This window comes from Glycomyces niveus (assembly GCF_017592475.1).
GTDB classification, from domain to species: domain Bacteria; phylum Actinomycetota; class Actinomycetes; order Mycobacteriales; family Micromonosporaceae; genus Glycomyces; species Glycomyces niveus.
Map to the genome: position 1 here is coordinate 30,400 of NZ_JAGFNP010000010.1, position 15,104 is coordinate 45,503.

Below are 15,104 nucleotides of genomic sequence, written 5' to 3' on the forward strand. Positions count from 1 at the left end.
AGAGAGGAAGGACGACCATGAGCACCGCTCTGCCCCCCGGGCCGATCGACCGCATCGAACTCGAGATCGGCGGCATGACCTGCGCCTCCTGCGCGATGCGGATCGAGAAGAAGCTCAATAAGGTCGAGGGCGTCACCGCCACCGTCAACTACGCCACCGAGAAGGCCCGCATCGAAGCCCCCGCAGGCATCGACCCGGCCGAGCTCATCGCCGTGGTCGAGAAGACCGGCTACACCGCCGCCCTCCCCCTGCCCCCCGAACCCGAGACGACCGAAGCGGACGACGACGAGCGCCCCGACCCCGAACTGGACTCGCTGCGCCAGCGACTCATCGGCTCGATCGTCCTCTCGGTCCCGGTCATCGCCATGTCGATGATCCCGGCCCTCCAGTTCGACTTCTGGCAGTGGGCGTCGCTGGCGCTCGCCTGGCCCGTCATCATCTGGGCGGCGTGGCCGTTCCACAAGGCCGCGTGGACGAACCTGCGCCACGGTGCGGCCACTATGGACACCCTGGTCTCGGTCGGGACGCTGGCCGCGTTCGCGTGGTCGCTGTACGCCCTGTTCTTCGGCACCGCCGGGACCCCGGGCATGACCCACCCGTTCGAGCTCACCGTCGAACCGAGCGACGGGGCCGCGAACATCTACCTCGAGGTCGCGGCCGGGGTCACCATGTTCATCCTCGCGGGCCGCTACTTCGAGAAGCGCTCGAAGCGCCGGGCCGGCGCGGCCCTGCGGGCGCTGCTTCACATGGGCGCCAAGGACGTCGCCGTGCTCCGCGACGGCGTCGAGACCCGCGTCCCGATCAAGGACCTCGCCGTCGGCGACGAGTTCGTGGTCCGCCCGGGCGAGAAGATCGCCACCGACGGCGTGATCGTCTCCGGCACCTCCGCCGTGGACGCCTCGATGCTCACGGGCGAATCGGTGCCCGTCGAGGTCGGCGCGGGCGACGCGGTCACCGGCGCCACGGTCAACGCGGGCGGACGCCTCGTCGTGCGCGCCACCGCGATCGGCTCGGACACGCAGCTCGCGCAGATGGCGAAGCTCGTCGAGGACGCCCAGTCCGGGAAGGCCGAGGTGCAGCGCCTGGCCGACAAGGTCTCGGGGATCTTCGTCCCGATCGTCATCGCCATCGCGGTCGCCACCCTGGCCTTCTGGCTCGGCGCGGGCTACCCGACGGCGGCCGCGTTCACCGCCGCGGTCGCGGTCCTGATCATCGCCTGCCCTTGCGCTCTCGGCCTGGCGACCCCGACCGCGCTGCTGGTCGGCACCGGCCGCGGCGCGCAGATGGGCGTGCTCATCAAGGGCCCCGAGGTGCTGGAGTCGACCCGCAAGGTCGACACGATCGTGCTCGACAAGACCGGCACGGTGACCACCGGCAAGATGACCCTGGTCGACGCCCTCCCCGAGGAAGGCGCCGACCGGGCCGAACTGCTCCGCCTCGCGGGAGCGCTCGAACACGCCTCGGAACACCCGGTGGCACAGGCGATCGCGAAGGCCGCGGCCGCCGAAGGCCGGCTCCCAGCCGTCGAGGACTTCAAGAACATCGAAGGCAAAGGCGTGCAGGGCATCGTCGAAGGCCACCTCACCGTGGTCGGCCGCGAATCGCTCCTCGCCGACTGGACCCTCGAACTGAGTCCCGAACTCGCCGAGGCGAAGGCGGAGGCCGAACGCGAGGGCAAGACCGCCGTCGCGGTCGGCTGGGACGGCGAGGCCCGCGGCGTCCTCATCGTCGCGGACACCGTGAAGCCCACCAGCGCCGAAGCGATCACCCAGTTCAAGGCCCTCGGCCTCACCCCGGTCCTGCTCACCGGCGACAACAAGGCCGTCGCCGAGCGCATCGCCGCCGAGGTCGGGATCGACGAGGTCATCGCCGAAGTCCTACCCGCCGACAAGGTCGACCAGGTCGCCCGGCTCCAGGCCGAGGGCCGAGTCGTCGCCATGGTCGGCGACGGCGTCAACGACGCCGCCGCCCTCGCCAAGGCCGACCTCGGCCTGGCGATGGGCACCGGCACCGACGTCGCCATCGAGGCCGCCGACCTGACCCTGGTCCGCGGCGACCTCCGGGCCGCGGCGGACGCGATCCGCTTGTCTCGCAAGACGCTCGGCACGATCAAGGGCAACCTGTTCTGGGCCTTCGCCTACAACGTCGCGGCGATCCCGCTCGCGGCCCTGGGCCTGCTCAACCCGATGCTGGCCGGCGCCGCGATGGCGTTCTCGAGCGTCTTCGTGGTCGGCAACAGCCTGCGCCTGCGAAGCTTCAAGAGCGGCGCCACCGACTGACGCCCCGAAGGGCGGGCCGCATCGCGCGGCCCGCCCTTCGGTATGTGTGCGTCAGCTCTGGACGAACTTGAGCAGGGCCTCGTTGACCTCTTCCGCGTGGGTCCACAGGAGACCGTGCGGAGCGCCTTCGACCTCGACGTAGTCGGCTTCGGGGAAGGCCTCGTGGAAGGGGCGGCCGGTCGAGTCGATCGGGAGGATGTTGTCGGCGGTGCCGTGGAGGATCAGGGAGGGCTTCCCGGCGGCGCGCACGGCGGCCACATCCTCGCGGAAGTCCTCGATCCAGGCCGGGACCACCGCGTAAGCGGCGACCGGCGCCGAGGTCGTGGCGGTGTTCCAGTTGGCGGTCACGACCTCCTGGCTGATGCGCTTGCCGAGCGTCTCGTCCAGGTTGTAGAAGTCCTTGTAGAACTGGGTGAACCAGGCGTAGCGGTCGCTCCGCGCGGCGTCGGCGATGCCGTCGAAGACCTCCTGCGGGACGCCGGTCGGGTTGTCGTCGCGCTCGACGAGGAACGGCTCCAGCGAAGCGAGGAACGCCAGCTTGGCGATGCGCCCGTGGCCGTAGTTCTTGATGTAGCGGGCGAGTTCGCCGGTGCCCATCGAGAAGCCGACGAGGATGACGTCGCGCAGGTCGAGGGTTTCGAGGACCGCGTTCAGGTCCGCGGCGAAGGTGTCGTAGTCGTAGCCGGTGCCGACCTTGCTCGACTGGCCGAAGCCGCGGCGGTCGTAGGTGATGACGCGGTAGCCGGCGGGGAGGAGTTCGCGGGTCTGCTTCTCCCAGCTGTGGCCGTTGAGCGGGTAGCCGTGGATCAGCACGACGGGCTGGCCTTCGCCCTGGTCCTCGTAGTAGAGCTCGATCGGGCTGGTGTTCTCGTTGCCGACGGTGATGGTGGCCATTTTTCTTTCCCCTCTCGAAGTGGAGAACGATCGTTCTCCGCTTATGCAGACTACGATAGAGAACGATCGTTCTCAACGCAAGGGGCAAGACTATGACTCAGGACACGGACGCTCGCGAGAGGCTCGTCGAGGCCGCTGACCGGCTTTTCTACGCCCGCGGCGTGCAAGCAGTGGGGATGGACGCGGTCCGCGCCGAGGCCGGGGTCTCGCTCAAGAAGATCTACGCGCTGTTCCCGTCGAAGGACGACCTCATCGTGGCCGTGCTGCGACACCGCCGCGAGCAGTGGAACGCCGGCATCGCCGCGAGCGCCGAGAAGGCTGCGACCGCCCGCGAGAAGCTGCTGTCGGTCTTCGACTTCCTCGACGCCTGGTTCCGCGAACCCGACTTCCACGGCTGCGCGTTCATCAACGTCTTCGGCGAGCTGAGCGCCGGATCGGAAGGCGTCACCCAGACCGTGCGGGAGCAGAAGGAGGCGTTCCAGCTGTACGTGGCCGACCTGGTCCGGGACGCCGGCGCGCCCGCCGAGGTCGCCCCGCAGATCGCGATCCTGATCGAGGGCGCGCAGACCACCGCCGCCATCGCGAGGTCCCCCGAAGCCGCCGCCCAGGCGAAGGCCGCCGCGATCACCCTCCTCGACGCCGCTGGGTCAGCCGCCTAGGAGGTGCCGCACCGCGAACGGCCGCCGCGGGCCCTGACGGCGGGCCTGACGTGATCCGGCCGGGCCTGCCGGTCCCACTCGAACGCCTGGTCAGTCGGCGAGTCGAGCCGGGTCGAGGTAGACGCTCAGCTGGGTTCCCAACTCGCGGAAGCCGAGGGCTTGCGCGACTCGACGGGAGGCAGGAGGCCTTGCGCGCCACTGCGGCAGCAGGCCGTCGGCGAGGGCGCGGTCCACCGCGGCCGAGGCCACCCGTTGCGCCAACCCGCGGCCTCTCGCGGCCGTATCGGTCAGCACGCACAGGTGCGCGGTCCCGCCGGGCCACCTCTCGTAGCCTGCCGCGGCAACGACTTTCGCACTTTCGCGCGCCACGAAGACCGGGGCGGTGAGCTCGCCGATCCCGCTCTCCTCCGCGTCCTCCTGGCTCACCGAAGCCAAGAGCGCCAGCAGATCCGGATGTCCGGGATTGAGCCGTTCGGTCACCGTGCCGGACGCGGCGGGGAGGAAGGCGTCCGGTGAGACGTAGGCGAGGTTCGCCGGGCCCAGCACTTCCTTCACCGGCAGCATCGCCCGCAGGGCATCGGGGTCGGTGAGCGCGTCGGGCGAAGCGTGCTGGACTGCATGGACCACCGGCTCGACCATCGCTCCGCTCGGGACGGTCACGATCGCCGATCCGCCCACTGCCACGATTCCGGCCCATGACGCCGGGCACAGCTGTGAATCCGGGGAGGCGACCACGCTCGTGCCGTTGCGGGTGAAGGCGACCGGCGCGACCGCGAGGGAAGCCCATAGCGACTGCGCCCGCGCCAGCAAAGGATCAGGGACCATGCTCCGATCCTGCCATCCGCCCGAAACGAATTTCGTCGCTGATATTCGGACTGCTCGGCCGAAACGGGTCGGCGACGTGTCAGCGGCGCCGATCGAAGCTCGGTGGCGAGTTCGACCGCTGGTCAGGTGACGAGGGCGGCCGCCAGCGATTCGAGGCCGTCGAAGTGTCCGTCGAAGGTGTCGCTCGGGGCGGGCGGGTCGCCCACTGACCTGCCGATGTAGGCCGTGCGCATCCCGACCGCTTGGGCGCCACGGAGATCCCACGCGTGCGCCGCGACCATGAGCACGCGCTCGGGCGCGCAGGCGGCGGCGTCGAGGGCCAAGCGGTAGACCGCCGGGTCGGGTTTGTAGGTGGCGGCGGATTCGGCCGAGAGCGCTTGGTGCCAGCGCAGGCCCGCGAAAGCGTTGAGCCGCAGGAGGGCGGCGCGGCTGGCGTTGGACAGGCCGATCACCGGGAAGTGCCACGAGAGTCGTTCGAGCCCTGCGACCGAGTCCTCCCAGGGGGCCAGGCGCTGCTCGGCCTTCGCCAGGTGCGCGATAGTCGCCGGGTCTTCGATGCCCACGCGCGCCGCGACCGCCAGTGCCGCTTCGGCATCGAGGAGCTGGGAATCGGCGTATTCGCGTTCGCCTTTGACGATGCGGGCCTGCTCCCTCTCCACGTGTCCGAGCCAGAGGTCGACCAGTGCCTGGGCGTCGGCTTCGGTGTCGGGCGCGGCCTCTCTGATGGCGGCGGCCAAGCCGCCCGGTTCGTCGACCAGTGTGCCCAGCACATCGAAGACGATTACGTCGATATCGCGGATCCCGGTCATGTGCGTCCCCCATCCGTTGGCACGGCCGATCCTGCCAAACGCGAATGCTCGGGTCAACCGGGTGGAGCGTCACGCGGTGATGAAAAACCCGGTTCGGCAGTCTCGGTCGGCCGAGGCGGTGAGGATGAACTCGCCGGTACTTCACGTTCAAAGGAGCAGCACTATGACCGATGCGACCGCAGCCGTCGCCCAGCAGTACGTCGACGCCATGGGCTCCGGCGAGCCCGCCCAGCTGGCCGCACTGTTCGCGGACGACCTCGTCTGGCATCAGCCGGGCGCGAACCAGTTCTCCGGCGACAAGCGCGGCGGCGCGGAGGTCGGGGAGATGGTGGGGGCGATGATGGCGTTCAGCAACGGCACCTTCGCGCTCGCGGCGAGCGGCGCGCCGATGATCAACGGCGACCTGGCCGCCGTCCCGATCCGCTTCTCCGGCAAGCGGGACGGGGCCGAGATGGCCATGGAAGGCATCGACCTGCTGCGCGTCGTGGACGGGAAGGTCGCCGAGGTGTGGCTGTTCTCGGCCGACCAGACCGCGGAGGACGCGTTCTGGGGCCAGGGCTGATCCCCCCACGCCACCGCGACGCACCATCGGCAAGATCGTCCTCACGACCACCGAATAGAAAAGCGAACCGACCTCAACAAGTTATCCACAGTCATGCGAACAGGCAAAATGTCAATCACTCGCGATACTGGCCCGGAGTTATCCACAGGGAAAAAAGTTGTCTTGAGTGTGTTGACTTTCTGTGGGAGGCTGGCTTCAGTTTTGGTGTAGGTCGGCGGTAGGTAGGGGTACCGCGGTCCGCCGGAAGATCGGAGGCGCGGGATGGCTCCCGCGCCGACGGCACCTGCATCAGACGGCCGCGGCAGCGAGGCGGCGGTCGGCCCTAGCCAGGCCGACCGCCCCCGCTACGACGTTTCGTCCGGGTCCTTGGTCGATTCCACGACCCAGGCCCGGTAATCCGGATTGGCTTGAGTGACGAGGGTGGCGAGCACACACGGCACGTCGTACGGGTGCTCGAGGCGGACGGTCCGGATGATCTCGGGGACCAGCGACTGGCGGGTGTGCAGCATGACCCGGGCCTCGGGTTCGTCGTGCATCCGCCCCTCCCACCGGTAGATCGAGCGGATCTCGGCGACCTGCTGCCCGCAGGCGGCCAGGCGCTCCTCGACGAGTTTCCGCGTGAACTCGCGGAGCCAGCCCGCGTCGGGGCCGGTGATCACTACCTCACAGATCGCGTGCACAGACGGCATCCTCTCACGTTCGCCCCCAATGTCACACCTCCGCGATACGGTCGAGTCATGACCGATCCGGCACCCGCGCTGCCGCTGTTCGGGGAGGACCCGCCTCGGCCTCTCGCCGACCGACTCAGGCCGCGCACTCTCGCCGAGGTCGTCGGCCAGGACCACCTGCTCGCCCCGGACGCGCCGCTCGGGCGGATGGTCGCGCGCGGGAAACCCGTGTCGACGGTCCTGTGGGGGCCGCCGGGCTGCGGGAAGACCACGATCGCGCGGCTGCTCGCCGAGGAGACCGACCTCGCGTTCGAGCCCTTGTCGGCCACGTTCTCCGGTGTCGCGGACCTCCGGAAGGTGTTCGCGGCCGCGGGGCAGCGGCGCGAGATGGGCCAGGGCACGATGCTGTTCGTGGACGAGATCCACCGGTTCAACCGCGCCCAGCAGGACTCGTTCCTGCCGTACGTGGAGGACGGCACGATCATCCTCGTCGGCGCTACGACCGAGAATCCGAGCTTCGAGCTCAACGGCGCCTTGCTTTCGCGCTGCCAGGTGTTCGTGCTGCACCGGCTCGACACCGCCGCGCTCGAGACGCTGCTGGCCCGCGCCGAGAAGGAAGTGCGGCCCGTTCCGCTCGACGACGAGGCGCGCAGGTCGCTCATCGCGATGGCCGACGGTGACGGCCGGTACCTGCTCAACATGGTCGAGCAGCTGCAGGAGCTGCCGGAAGGCACGCCGCCCCTCGACACTGCCGCGCTCGCCGAGACCGTGCAGAAGCGCGCGCCCCTGTACGACAAGACCCAGGAGAGCCACTACAACCTGATCTCCGCGCTGCACAAGTCCATGCGCGGCTCCGACCCCGACGCGGCGCTCTACTGGCTCGCGCGGATGCTCGACGGCGGCGAGGATCCGCTGTTCATCACGCGGCGCATCACGCGGTTCGCCAACGAGGACATAGGGATCGCCGACCCGCAGGCCGTGCAGCAGGCCCTCGCGGCCTGGGACGTGTACGAGCGGCTCGGCTCGCCCGAAGGCGAACTGGCGATCGCGCAGGCCGTGGTCTACCTGGCGACCGCGCCGAAATCGATCGCCGTCTACCGGGGGTTCGGAGAGGCGCGGCGCAGCGCGAAGCAGACCGGATCGCTCGCCCCGCCCGCGCACATCCTCAACGCCCCCACCAGGTTGATGAAGGACATCGGGTACGGCAAGGGCTACCAGTACGACCCGGACACCGCCGAAGGCTTCTCCGGCGCCGAGTACTTCCCCGAAGGCATGGAGCGGCAGCGCTATTACCGGCCCACCCGCAACGGGTACGAGGCGAGCGTCGGGGAGCGCCTCGAACGCTGGGCCGAGCTGCGTTCCCAGCGCACGGAACAGGGCGGCTCCGGCGAAGGCTGAGCCGCTGCGAGGGCGTCCGTCAGGTCTCTTCGCCCAGGTGGATCGCCTTCTCGTGGACCATGTCGGCGTAGTCGGGGTGCCGCTCGATCCAGCCTGCGATGAACGGGTCGACCGGCTCGATCCGCTTCCCCTCCTCGCGTGCCCGGTCGAACGCGAACCGCGCGAGCGCCGCGCCGATGCCCTTGTTCTGGAGCTCTTCGGGGACTTCGGTGCAGGAGAGCATGATCGTGCCGTCGTGGCGGCGGTATTCGGTGTACCCGACGAGTTCGCCGTCGACCCGCGCCTCGTACCGGTCGAGCTCGGGCGCGTCGGTGACGTCGACGGTCAGCTGCTCCTTGACCGGGGTCTCCTTCGCTGCGCGCTCCTTGACGGCCATCGGACCTCCTTCTGACGGGCGGGCGCCCCGCGCGGGGCGCCCGCTGCGAACCAGAGGAGTACCCCTGAGGCCGCGTTCTCACTCAGTTGATGACGAAGGTGCGGATGCTCCGCGCGGGCAGTTGCGCCCCGAACGAGCCGTTCGTCATCACCGGGGCCGACGAGGGCGCGAGCGTGTTGTTCGCGTCGGTCACCCAGGTCGGGATGGTCGCGCTGCCCCCGCCCTGGACCGTGAACGGGAAATACGCGGCCGTCGTGTTCTTGTTGATCGCGACGATGACGATCCGCGACCCGCTCTTGAACGCCGAGATGTACACGTTCGTCTGCGGGTTCGCCGTCGCGGTGATCCGCTGGAAGCCCGGGCGCACCCACTTGGAGAAGTGCGCCATGTTCGCCCCGCGCTTCGAGATCTGGCCGTCCTCGCGCATCGGCCCGTAGCTGCGGCGGATGTACCACCACACGTAGGTCTGGAAGCGGCCGTAGACGAGCGCGCGGTGGATGTGCTCGCCGGTGTCGAGCGCGCCGGGCCACAGGTCGGCCGAGTCGGAGCTGTTCGGGTGGTAGACCTCGGTCATCCACAGCTCCTTCCCGCCGCCCTTCTGCTGGAACAGCGGGTAGGGGAAATCGGCGTTCGCGGTGCCGTAGAGGTGGGCGCCGATGATGTCGACGTTGGCGAGGGCGACCGGGTCGTTGAGGATCGGGTCGGACATGTTCTTGCGGTACTGGAACGACTCGGGCGCGATGACGCGCGTGCCGATCGAGCCGGCGTTCTCGCGGCAGAACCGCAGGATCTCCTGCGGGGTCCAGGCCGTCCACTCGTGCGCGTAGTCCGGCTCGTTCTGGATCGAGATGCCGTAGAGGTCGACGCCGTTGTTCGCCATGAACTGGTCGAAGTCGTTGAGGTGCTGGGCGTACGCCCCGTACATGCTGTAGCGCAGGCGCTTGCCGCCCGAGAACGACTCGGTCATGCTCGCCGGAGGGTTCCAGGGGGACGCGAACACCTTGGCGCCCAGTGCCCTCGCGCGCTGCGCGGTGGCGACCTCGCGGCTCCAGTTGGCGCGGTCCTCGTGCACGGGGATGCGCAGGATCGAGAAGCCGAGCTGGCCGGTCCCGTTGCCGAACGCGGTGTCGCGCTGGGCGGCGGTGAGGTCGGAGATCCACACGGTGTGGTTCATGCCGCCGAAGCCCTGGATGGTCTGCTGGACGTTGTTCGGCTCGACGTTGACCGTCGTCTGCGCCGAGGCGGGGGTGGCGGCGGCCAGTACCGGGAGGGCCGCGCCCGCGGTGATGAGGGAACGCCGGCTGAGCTTGGCCTTCGCGCTCGGTTCGTTCGCGCGGGACTGGTGAGGGTGGCGCTGCATTGCTCCTCCTGAGGATGCGGGTGGAACCGAAACTTTCAGGCGATACCGTTTGCCAGCATCAGCATAGGACGTCGTATTGATGAGTGTCAATGCCTGCTCATCTGGGGATACGCATCGAGGTATCTCGATTGCCGGATCCGAAAGTTTCGGCGGCATCCGGGGATGTACTAGCCTCGAGCCCGACAGAAGGGAGCCGCAATGGAACGCATCGGATTCATCGGCGTAGGGGAGATCAGCGGCGCGATGGTCGAAGGGCTGAGCGACGGCGTCGCGGCCCCGCCGCCGATCAGCCTCTCGCCGCGCGGCGCGTCCACGGGCGCGGCGCTCGCCGCGAAGTACGCGAACGTCCAGGTGCGCGCGAGCAACCAAGAGGTCGCCGACCACTCGGACCTCGTCGTCATCGCGGTGCGCCGCGCCGACCGGCACGACGCCCTCGCCGGCCTGCGCATCGGCGCCGAGCAGACGATCGTCAACGTCATCCCCGGCGTCTCGGCCGACGAACTGCGCGGCCTCCTCGGCACCGAAGCGGACATCGTGGCCGCCATCCCCCTCCCCACCGTGCGCGAACGCGCCTCCGTGACCGTCGTCTACCCCGCCCATCCCGCGGCAGAGGCGTTCTTCGACCGGCTCGGGGGCGCCCAACCCGTCGCCGACGCCACCGCCTACAACGTGGTCTCCGCGCTCTCCAGCACCGTCAGCACCTACCTCGCCTACCTCGGCGCCCTCGCCGACTGGGCCGCGCGGAACGGCGTGCCGCAGGAGGCCGCCGACCGGTACGTGCGCAGCCTCTTCCAGGGCGTCGACCGGTCCCTCGGCGACGAGTCGAAGCCGCTCCAGGCCATCGCCTCCGAGCACGAGACGCCCGGCGGCAGCAACGAGCGCATCCGCACCACCTGGTTCGACCAGGCCAACGCCGGGGCGTTGGGCGCGACCCTCGACGGGCTCCTCGCCGACCTCGAGAAACCGCGTTGAACTGGGCTTCTGTCGGTTCCTGACGGCTGACAGGGGCGGTGACAGGTCGAGGCAAGGACGGTGACAGCGCGCGGGGCGATCGTTACGGCATCAAGCCAGCGACCCGCACCGAAAGAGGCACCGACATGCAGACCTTCGCCACCCCCGCCCCCATCACCGCCGTCGTCGACATCGTCCTCGGCGACATCCGCTTCAGCGCCGCCGACCGCGCCGACACCGTCGTCACCGTCGAGCCGATCGACCCCGCCCGCAAGCTCGACACCGACGCCGCCGCCCAGGTCGACGTCGAATTCGAGGCCGGGAGGCTCCGCGTCTGGCAGCCCAAGCTGCGCACCGCGTTCGCCCGCAAGTTCGGGTCCGTGCGCATCAGCGTCCAGCTCCCGACCGGATCGGACGTCCAGGGCGACACCGCCGACGGCGAGTACGTCGTCACCGGGCGGGTGGGCGCCTGCCGCCTCAAGAACGCCGTCGGCGACATCAAGGTGGCCCGCGCCGCCGAGGTCCGCCTCAAGACCAGCGGCGGCCGCGTCGTCGTCGACCAGGTCGACGGCAAGGCCGAGGTCAGCGGCAGCGGCGACATCCGCGTCGACCGCATCTTCGGCGACGCCGCGGTGAAGAACATCGGCGGCGCCACCTGGATCGGCGAAGCCCGCGGCGACCTCCGCGCCGGCGCCGCCAACGGCCCCATCACCGTCGACACCGCGCACGCCGCCGTCGAGGCCAAGACCGCCATCGGCGACATCCGGATCGGCCGCATCGGCACCGGACCCGTCGAGATCACCACGGCCGCAGGAAAACTCGAAGTAGGCGTCCCCGCCGGGACGGCCGTCGAGCTCGACGCCAAGACCCCCACCGGGCGCGTCCACAACCACGTGAACGTCCCCGGCGTGCCCGAGCGCACCGTCAAGGTCCGCGCCCGCACCAGCGGCGGCAACATCACCGTCAAGGAGGCGGCGCACTAAGCCCCTTGCACCCCTTCGAAGTGCGCTTTTCAAGCAGTGAGAGCGGCCTCCGCCAGCGCACTCCAGTCACCCGATCTGCCCGCGTCCACCGCCTCGGCGAACTCCTTGTCGCCGAGGCGGTTTCGCGTCTCCTCGGCGAGACGCCGGGCGTCGTACTGAGAGCGGTCGGCCCCGCCGCGCACGGTCTCGGCGGCGCCGAGGAGCCGTGCGGCCTCCTCGTCCCTTCCTTGCCGCGCAGCGAGGTCGGCAATGCCGATGAGCGCCTGGGCGAGCATCGGCGGGTAGCCGAGCGCGACCGCGGCATCGAGGGCCGCGGCCCGGTAGGCACGAGACTGGGCAAGGTCTTCGGTGAGGTAGCCGTGCAGGTCCTGGACGGAGAACTTGATGCCGCCGGCGTCAGCGCCGGAGCCGGAACCCACAGCGGCGACGAGCGCGCGCGCCTCGTCGAAGTCGCCGCGCCAGCGCGCGAGGTGCGCCTTGGTGTAGGCGAGTTCGCCGATCGTGGCGGGCCATGCGATGCGGGCGGCGAGGCGTTCGGCCTGTTCGAGGGCTGCGGCGCTGGCGCGTTCGTCGCCGGCGAGCCAGTGGAGCTGCGCTTGGCGGGCGCGGATGCTGATGACCTCCTCGGTGGAACCGAGTTCGGCGAGGGCGGCGGCGGCTTCGTCGAGTTGGGTGCAGGCGCCTGCGTATTCGCCTTGGGCGGCGAGGCGTTCGGCCATGGCCATGAGGACCGAGGAGATGCCCCAGCGGTCTCCCAGGTCGCGGAACTCCTTGAGGGCCAGGGCCATGTCGGTGTCCACATCGGTCTCGTCGGAGCCGAGGACGAGGCGGAGGCGGCCGCTGGCGAAGCGGGCTTGGGCGCGGACCCACGGGTCGGGGTCGGCGACGAGGGGGTCGAAGGCGGAGAGGAAGTCGGCGGGGTCCTCGAGCATGCGCGCGAGGGGCGCGATGAAGCCGAGGATCTGGTGGCGGTGGCCGCTGCGCTGGGCGGCGGCGTGCGCGGACTCGATCCACTCCTGGGCCTGGTACTGGTCGCCGCCGTACCCGGAGGTGAGGAACATGGCGGTGATGGTGCCGCTCATGGCGCGGATCGCGTCGGGGACGTCGCCTTCGAGTCGGCCTGCGGCGACGGCGAGTTCGGTGCCTTCGCCGCGGTGGCCGCTGAGGTACCAGTACCAGCCGACGGCGGCGACGAGGCGCTGGGCTTCGGCGGCCCAGCCGGCTTCGATGGCGCCGCGGAGGGCGGTGTTGACGTTGTCGTGCTCGGTCTCGAGGGTCTTGAGCCAGGTGAGCTGGTCGGGGCCGCGCAGGTGGGCGTCGGCGGTCTCGGCGAGTTCGGTGACGTAGGCGAGGTGTTCGCGGCGGGCGGCTGCAGGGTCGCCGTCTTCGGCGAGGCGCTGGGCGGCGTATTCGCGGATGGTGTTGAGCATCCGGTAGCGGGGTTCGCCGTCGCCGTCGGCGCGCAGGAGGGACTTCTCGGTGAGGTTGGTGAGGAGGTCGAACGCGTATTCGCCTGTGGGGCAGACGCGTTCGGCCGCTTCGAGGCTCACCCCGCCGGTGAAGACGGAGAGGCGGCGGAGGCATTCGCGTTCGGCCTCGGGGAGGAGGTCCCAGGACCAGTCGACGACGGCGCGGAGGGTGCGGTGGTGGGCCATGGCGGTGCGGGAGCCGCCGGTGAGGATTTGGAAGCGGTCGTCGATGCGGTCGGCGAGCTGGTCTACGGACATGGTGCGCAGGCGGGCGGCGGCGAGTTCAATGGCGAGGGGCATGCCGTCGAGGGCGCGGCAGATGCGGGCCATGGTGGCGAGGGTGGCTTCGTCGCCGCCGATGTTGCGGCGCACGGCTTCGGCGCGGTCGCGCAGGAGGCGGACGGCGGGGGAGGCGGCGGCCTCCTGCGGGGTCGCGTCCTCGGCGGGCAGCGCGAGCGGCTCGACCTGCCAGAGGGCCTCGCCGGTGATGCCGAGCGGTTCGCGGCTGGTGGCGATGATCCGCAGGCTGCGGCATTCGCCGAGGAGCCGGTCGGTGAACCGGGAGACCTCGTCGATCACGTGCTCGCAGTTGTCGAGGACGAGGAGCATGACGCGGTCGCGGATGGCGGACACGAGCCGGTCCATGGCGTCGCCGCCCGCCGCGCCCTGCTGGTCGCGCAGGCCGATCGCGGTCAGGACCGCTTGGGCCGGTTCGCCTCCCGCGTGCAGGGGCGCGAGCTCCACGAGCCACGCGCCGTCGGGGAGGTCGCCGAGCATGGTGCGGGCGGTCTCGACGGCGAGGCGGGTCTTGCCGGCGCCGCCGGGGCCTTGGAGGGTGACGAGGCGGTGCCGGGACGCGAGGTCGGCGACGGCGGCGACGTCGTCCTCCTTGCCGACGAACGCGGTGAGCTCCGCGCGGAGGTTGGTGCGGCGGTTCTCGGTGCGGCCGCCGATCTCGCCGCGCAGGAGCGCGATGTTGAGCGCGGAGAGCTCCGCGGAGGGGTCGACGCCGAGCTCGTCGCCGAGGCGTTCGGCGAGCTGCTGGTAGGCGGTGAGGGCTTCGGCGCCGCGGCCGGCTTCGGCGAGGGCGCGCATGAGGGCGGCGACGAAGCCTTCGCGCATCGGGTACTTCGCGACGAGGTCGGTGAGCTCGGTGATGAGGTCCGCGCCGCGCCCGAGCCGGATCTCGGCGTCCACGCGGTCGCCGAGGACGGCGATGTGGCGCTCGTTCAAGCCGACGACGACGGCGTCGAACGCCTTGCTGCCCAGCAGGGCGATGCCTTCCATGGCGGCACCGCGCCACAGGCCGAGGGCCTCGCGGAGGAGGTCGGCCTTCTCGGCGTCGTCGGCGGTGCGGGCCCTCGCGACGAGCTCCTCGAAGCGGATCACGTCCACAGAGGAGGGATCGACGGCGAGCGCGTACCCGCCGGACTTCGACTCGACCGCGCCCTTGGGGAGGGCCTTGCGCAGCCGGGACACCAGCACCTGCAGGGCGTTCGCCTCGTCGGCGGGCGGCTCCTCGCCCCACACCCAGTCCACGAGCCTGGTCTTGGGGACGATCTTCCCCGCCTCGAGCGCCAGCGCGGCGAGCAGCGCCCGCGAGCGCGCACCGGGGAGGTTCACGGGGGTGCCGTCGACCTGGACTTCAAACGCACCGAGCAATCCGATTCTCACCGGGTCATCCTGCCGCATCGGAACACCTCTCATCAACGCCGATCGCCTACAGTCGAGGCGCGGCCGCGTTTTTCCACGCGCGGGCGCGAATCCTCCGCGGGTCCGCGCGCCTCTCATATCCATACCGGCCGCAAGGGCCGGAACGATGCACGGAGGTCGTCAATGGTCATCGGAATCGCCGCGGGAGTCCTGGTGCT

13 protein-coding genes are annotated in these 15,104 nt (G+C 70.3%); 6 read left to right on the forward strand and 7 right to left on the reverse strand.

The features are described 5' to 3' along the window. Positions 1-17: 17 nt before the first annotated feature. On the forward strand, positions 18-2,279 hold the full coding sequence (locus J5V16_RS16985; RefSeq protein WP_208497707.1) for a heavy metal translocating P-type ATPase: 2,262 nt from the start codon (positions 18-20) through the stop codon (positions 2,277-2,279). 51 nt (positions 2,280-2,330) lie between these two features. Here the strand turns inward: J5V16_RS16985 and J5V16_RS16990 are convergent, their stop codons facing one another. Beyond that, entirely contained in the window at positions 2,331-3,173 is an 843-nt protein-coding gene (locus J5V16_RS16990) for an alpha/beta fold hydrolase (protein ID WP_208497708.1), read from the reverse strand. A gap of 92 nt (positions 3,174-3,265) precedes the next feature. Between J5V16_RS16990 and J5V16_RS16995 the strand changes: the two genes are divergently transcribed. Beyond that, complete coding sequence (locus J5V16_RS16995) at positions 3,266-3,832, forward strand: TetR/AcrR family transcriptional regulator (RefSeq protein WP_208497709.1); 567 nt, start codon at positions 3,266-3,268, stop codon at positions 3,830-3,832. 90 nt (positions 3,833-3,922) lie between these two features. Here J5V16_RS16995 and J5V16_RS17000 read toward each other — a convergent pair whose 3' ends face one another. Both J5V16_RS17000 and J5V16_RS17005 read right to left on the reverse strand, forming a co-directional pair. Continuing rightward, the gene (locus tag J5V16_RS17000; protein ID WP_208497710.1) at positions 3,923-4,657 is read right to left on the reverse strand and encodes a GNAT family N-acetyltransferase; all 735 of its coding nucleotides are present in this window, start codon (positions 4,655-4,657) and stop codon (positions 3,923-3,925) included. A 122-nt stretch (positions 4,658-4,779) separates the two neighbouring features. Continuing rightward, positions 4,780-5,466 (reverse strand): haloacid dehalogenase type II, encoded by a 687-nt coding sequence (locus tag J5V16_RS17005; RefSeq protein WP_208497711.1) that lies wholly within the window; start codon positions 5,464-5,466, stop codon positions 4,780-4,782. A gap of 163 nt (positions 5,467-5,629) precedes the next feature. On the opposite strand from J5V16_RS17005, the gene J5V16_RS17010 reads away from it, so the two are divergent. Continuing rightward, complete coding sequence (locus J5V16_RS17010) at positions 5,630-6,028, forward strand: nuclear transport factor 2 family protein (protein WP_208497712.1); 399 nt, start codon at positions 5,630-5,632, stop codon at positions 6,026-6,028. A gap of 344 nt (positions 6,029-6,372) precedes the next feature. Here J5V16_RS17010 and cutA read toward each other — a convergent pair whose 3' ends face one another. After that, entirely contained in the window at positions 6,373-6,708 is a 336-nt protein-coding gene (cutA, locus tag J5V16_RS17015) for a divalent-cation tolerance protein CutA (RefSeq protein WP_208497713.1), read from the reverse strand. A gap of 57 nt (positions 6,709-6,765) precedes the next feature. Here cutA and J5V16_RS17020 point away from each other — a divergent pair, with 57 nt between their 5' ends. Continuing rightward, positions 6,766-8,094, forward strand: coding sequence for a replication-associated recombination protein A (locus J5V16_RS17020; RefSeq protein WP_208497714.1), 1,329 nt, complete (start codon positions 6,766-6,768; stop codon positions 8,092-8,094). Between the two features lie 19 nt (positions 8,095-8,113). Here J5V16_RS17020 and J5V16_RS17025 read toward each other — a convergent pair whose 3' ends face one another. Together J5V16_RS17025 and J5V16_RS17030 are read right to left on the reverse strand one after the other, a co-directional pair. Further along, positions 8,114-8,470, reverse strand: coding sequence for a GNAT family N-acetyltransferase (locus tag J5V16_RS17025; protein WP_208497715.1), 357 nt, complete (start codon positions 8,468-8,470; stop codon positions 8,114-8,116). An 82-nt stretch (positions 8,471-8,552) separates the two neighbouring features. Beyond that, positions 8,553-9,830, reverse strand: coding sequence for a glycoside hydrolase (locus J5V16_RS17030; RefSeq protein ID WP_208497716.1), 1,278 nt, complete (start codon positions 9,828-9,830; stop codon positions 8,553-8,555). Between the two features lie 198 nt (positions 9,831-10,028). On the opposite strand from J5V16_RS17030, the gene J5V16_RS17035 reads away from it, so the two are divergent. Both J5V16_RS17035 and J5V16_RS17040 read left to right on the forward strand, forming a co-directional pair. After that, positions 10,029-10,802: an NAD(P)-binding domain-containing protein gene (locus J5V16_RS17035; RefSeq protein WP_208497717.1), complete on the forward strand. Its 774-nt coding sequence runs from the start codon at positions 10,029-10,031 to the stop codon at positions 10,800-10,802. A 125-nt stretch (positions 10,803-10,927) separates the two neighbouring features. After that, positions 10,928-11,764, forward strand: a complete 837-nt coding sequence (locus J5V16_RS17040) for a DUF4097 family beta strand repeat-containing protein (RefSeq protein WP_208497718.1) — start codon at positions 10,928-10,930, stop codon at positions 11,762-11,764. A gap of 29 nt (positions 11,765-11,793) precedes the next feature. On the opposite strand, the gene J5V16_RS17045 is transcribed toward J5V16_RS17040, so the two are convergent. Next, positions 11,794-14,907 carry a BTAD domain-containing putative transcriptional regulator gene (locus tag J5V16_RS17045; RefSeq protein ID WP_307792997.1) on the reverse strand — a complete coding sequence of 1,038 codons (3,114 nt, stop codon included), beginning with the start codon at positions 14,905-14,907 and terminating at the stop codon, positions 11,794-11,796. Positions 14,908-15,104: the final 197 nt, after the last annotated feature.

Bases quoted from the DNA above. Each gene is read 5' to 3' on its own strand.
- J5V16_RS17005 (WP_208497711.1), bottom strand. From the start codon at position 5,466: ATGACCGGGATCCGCGATATCGACGTAATCGTCTTCGATGTGCTGGGC.
- J5V16_RS17040 (WP_208497718.1), top strand. From the start codon at position 10,928: ATGCAGACCTTCGCCACCCCCGCCCCCATCACCGCCGTCGTCGACATC.
- J5V16_RS17010 (WP_208497712.1), top strand. From the start codon at position 5,630: ATGACCGATGCGACCGCAGCCGTCGCCCAGCAGTACGTCGACGCCATG.
- J5V16_RS17030 (WP_208497716.1), bottom strand. From the start codon at position 9,830: ATGCAGCGCCACCCTCACCAGTCCCGCGCGAACGAACCGAGCGCGAAG.
- J5V16_RS16990 (WP_208497708.1), bottom strand. From the start codon at position 3,173: ATGGCCACCATCACCGTCGGCAACGAGAACACCAGCCCGATCGAGCTC.
- J5V16_RS16985 (WP_208497707.1), top strand. From the start codon at position 18: ATGAGCACCGCTCTGCCCCCCGGGCCGATCGACCGCATCGAACTCGAG.
- J5V16_RS17000 (WP_208497710.1), bottom strand. From the start codon at position 4,657: ATGGTCCCTGATCCTTTGCTGGCGCGGGCGCAGTCGCTATGGGCTTCC.
- J5V16_RS17035 (WP_208497717.1), top strand. From the start codon at position 10,029: ATGGAACGCATCGGATTCATCGGCGTAGGGGAGATCAGCGGCGCGATG.
- J5V16_RS16995 (WP_208497709.1), top strand. From the start codon at position 3,266: ATGACTCAGGACACGGACGCTCGCGAGAGGCTCGTCGAGGCCGCTGAC.
- J5V16_RS17020 (WP_208497714.1), top strand. From the start codon at position 6,766: ATGACCGATCCGGCACCCGCGCTGCCGCTGTTCGGGGAGGACCCGCCT.
- J5V16_RS17025 (WP_208497715.1), bottom strand. From the start codon at position 8,470: ATGGCCGTCAAGGAGCGCGCAGCGAAGGAGACCCCGGTCAAGGAGCAG.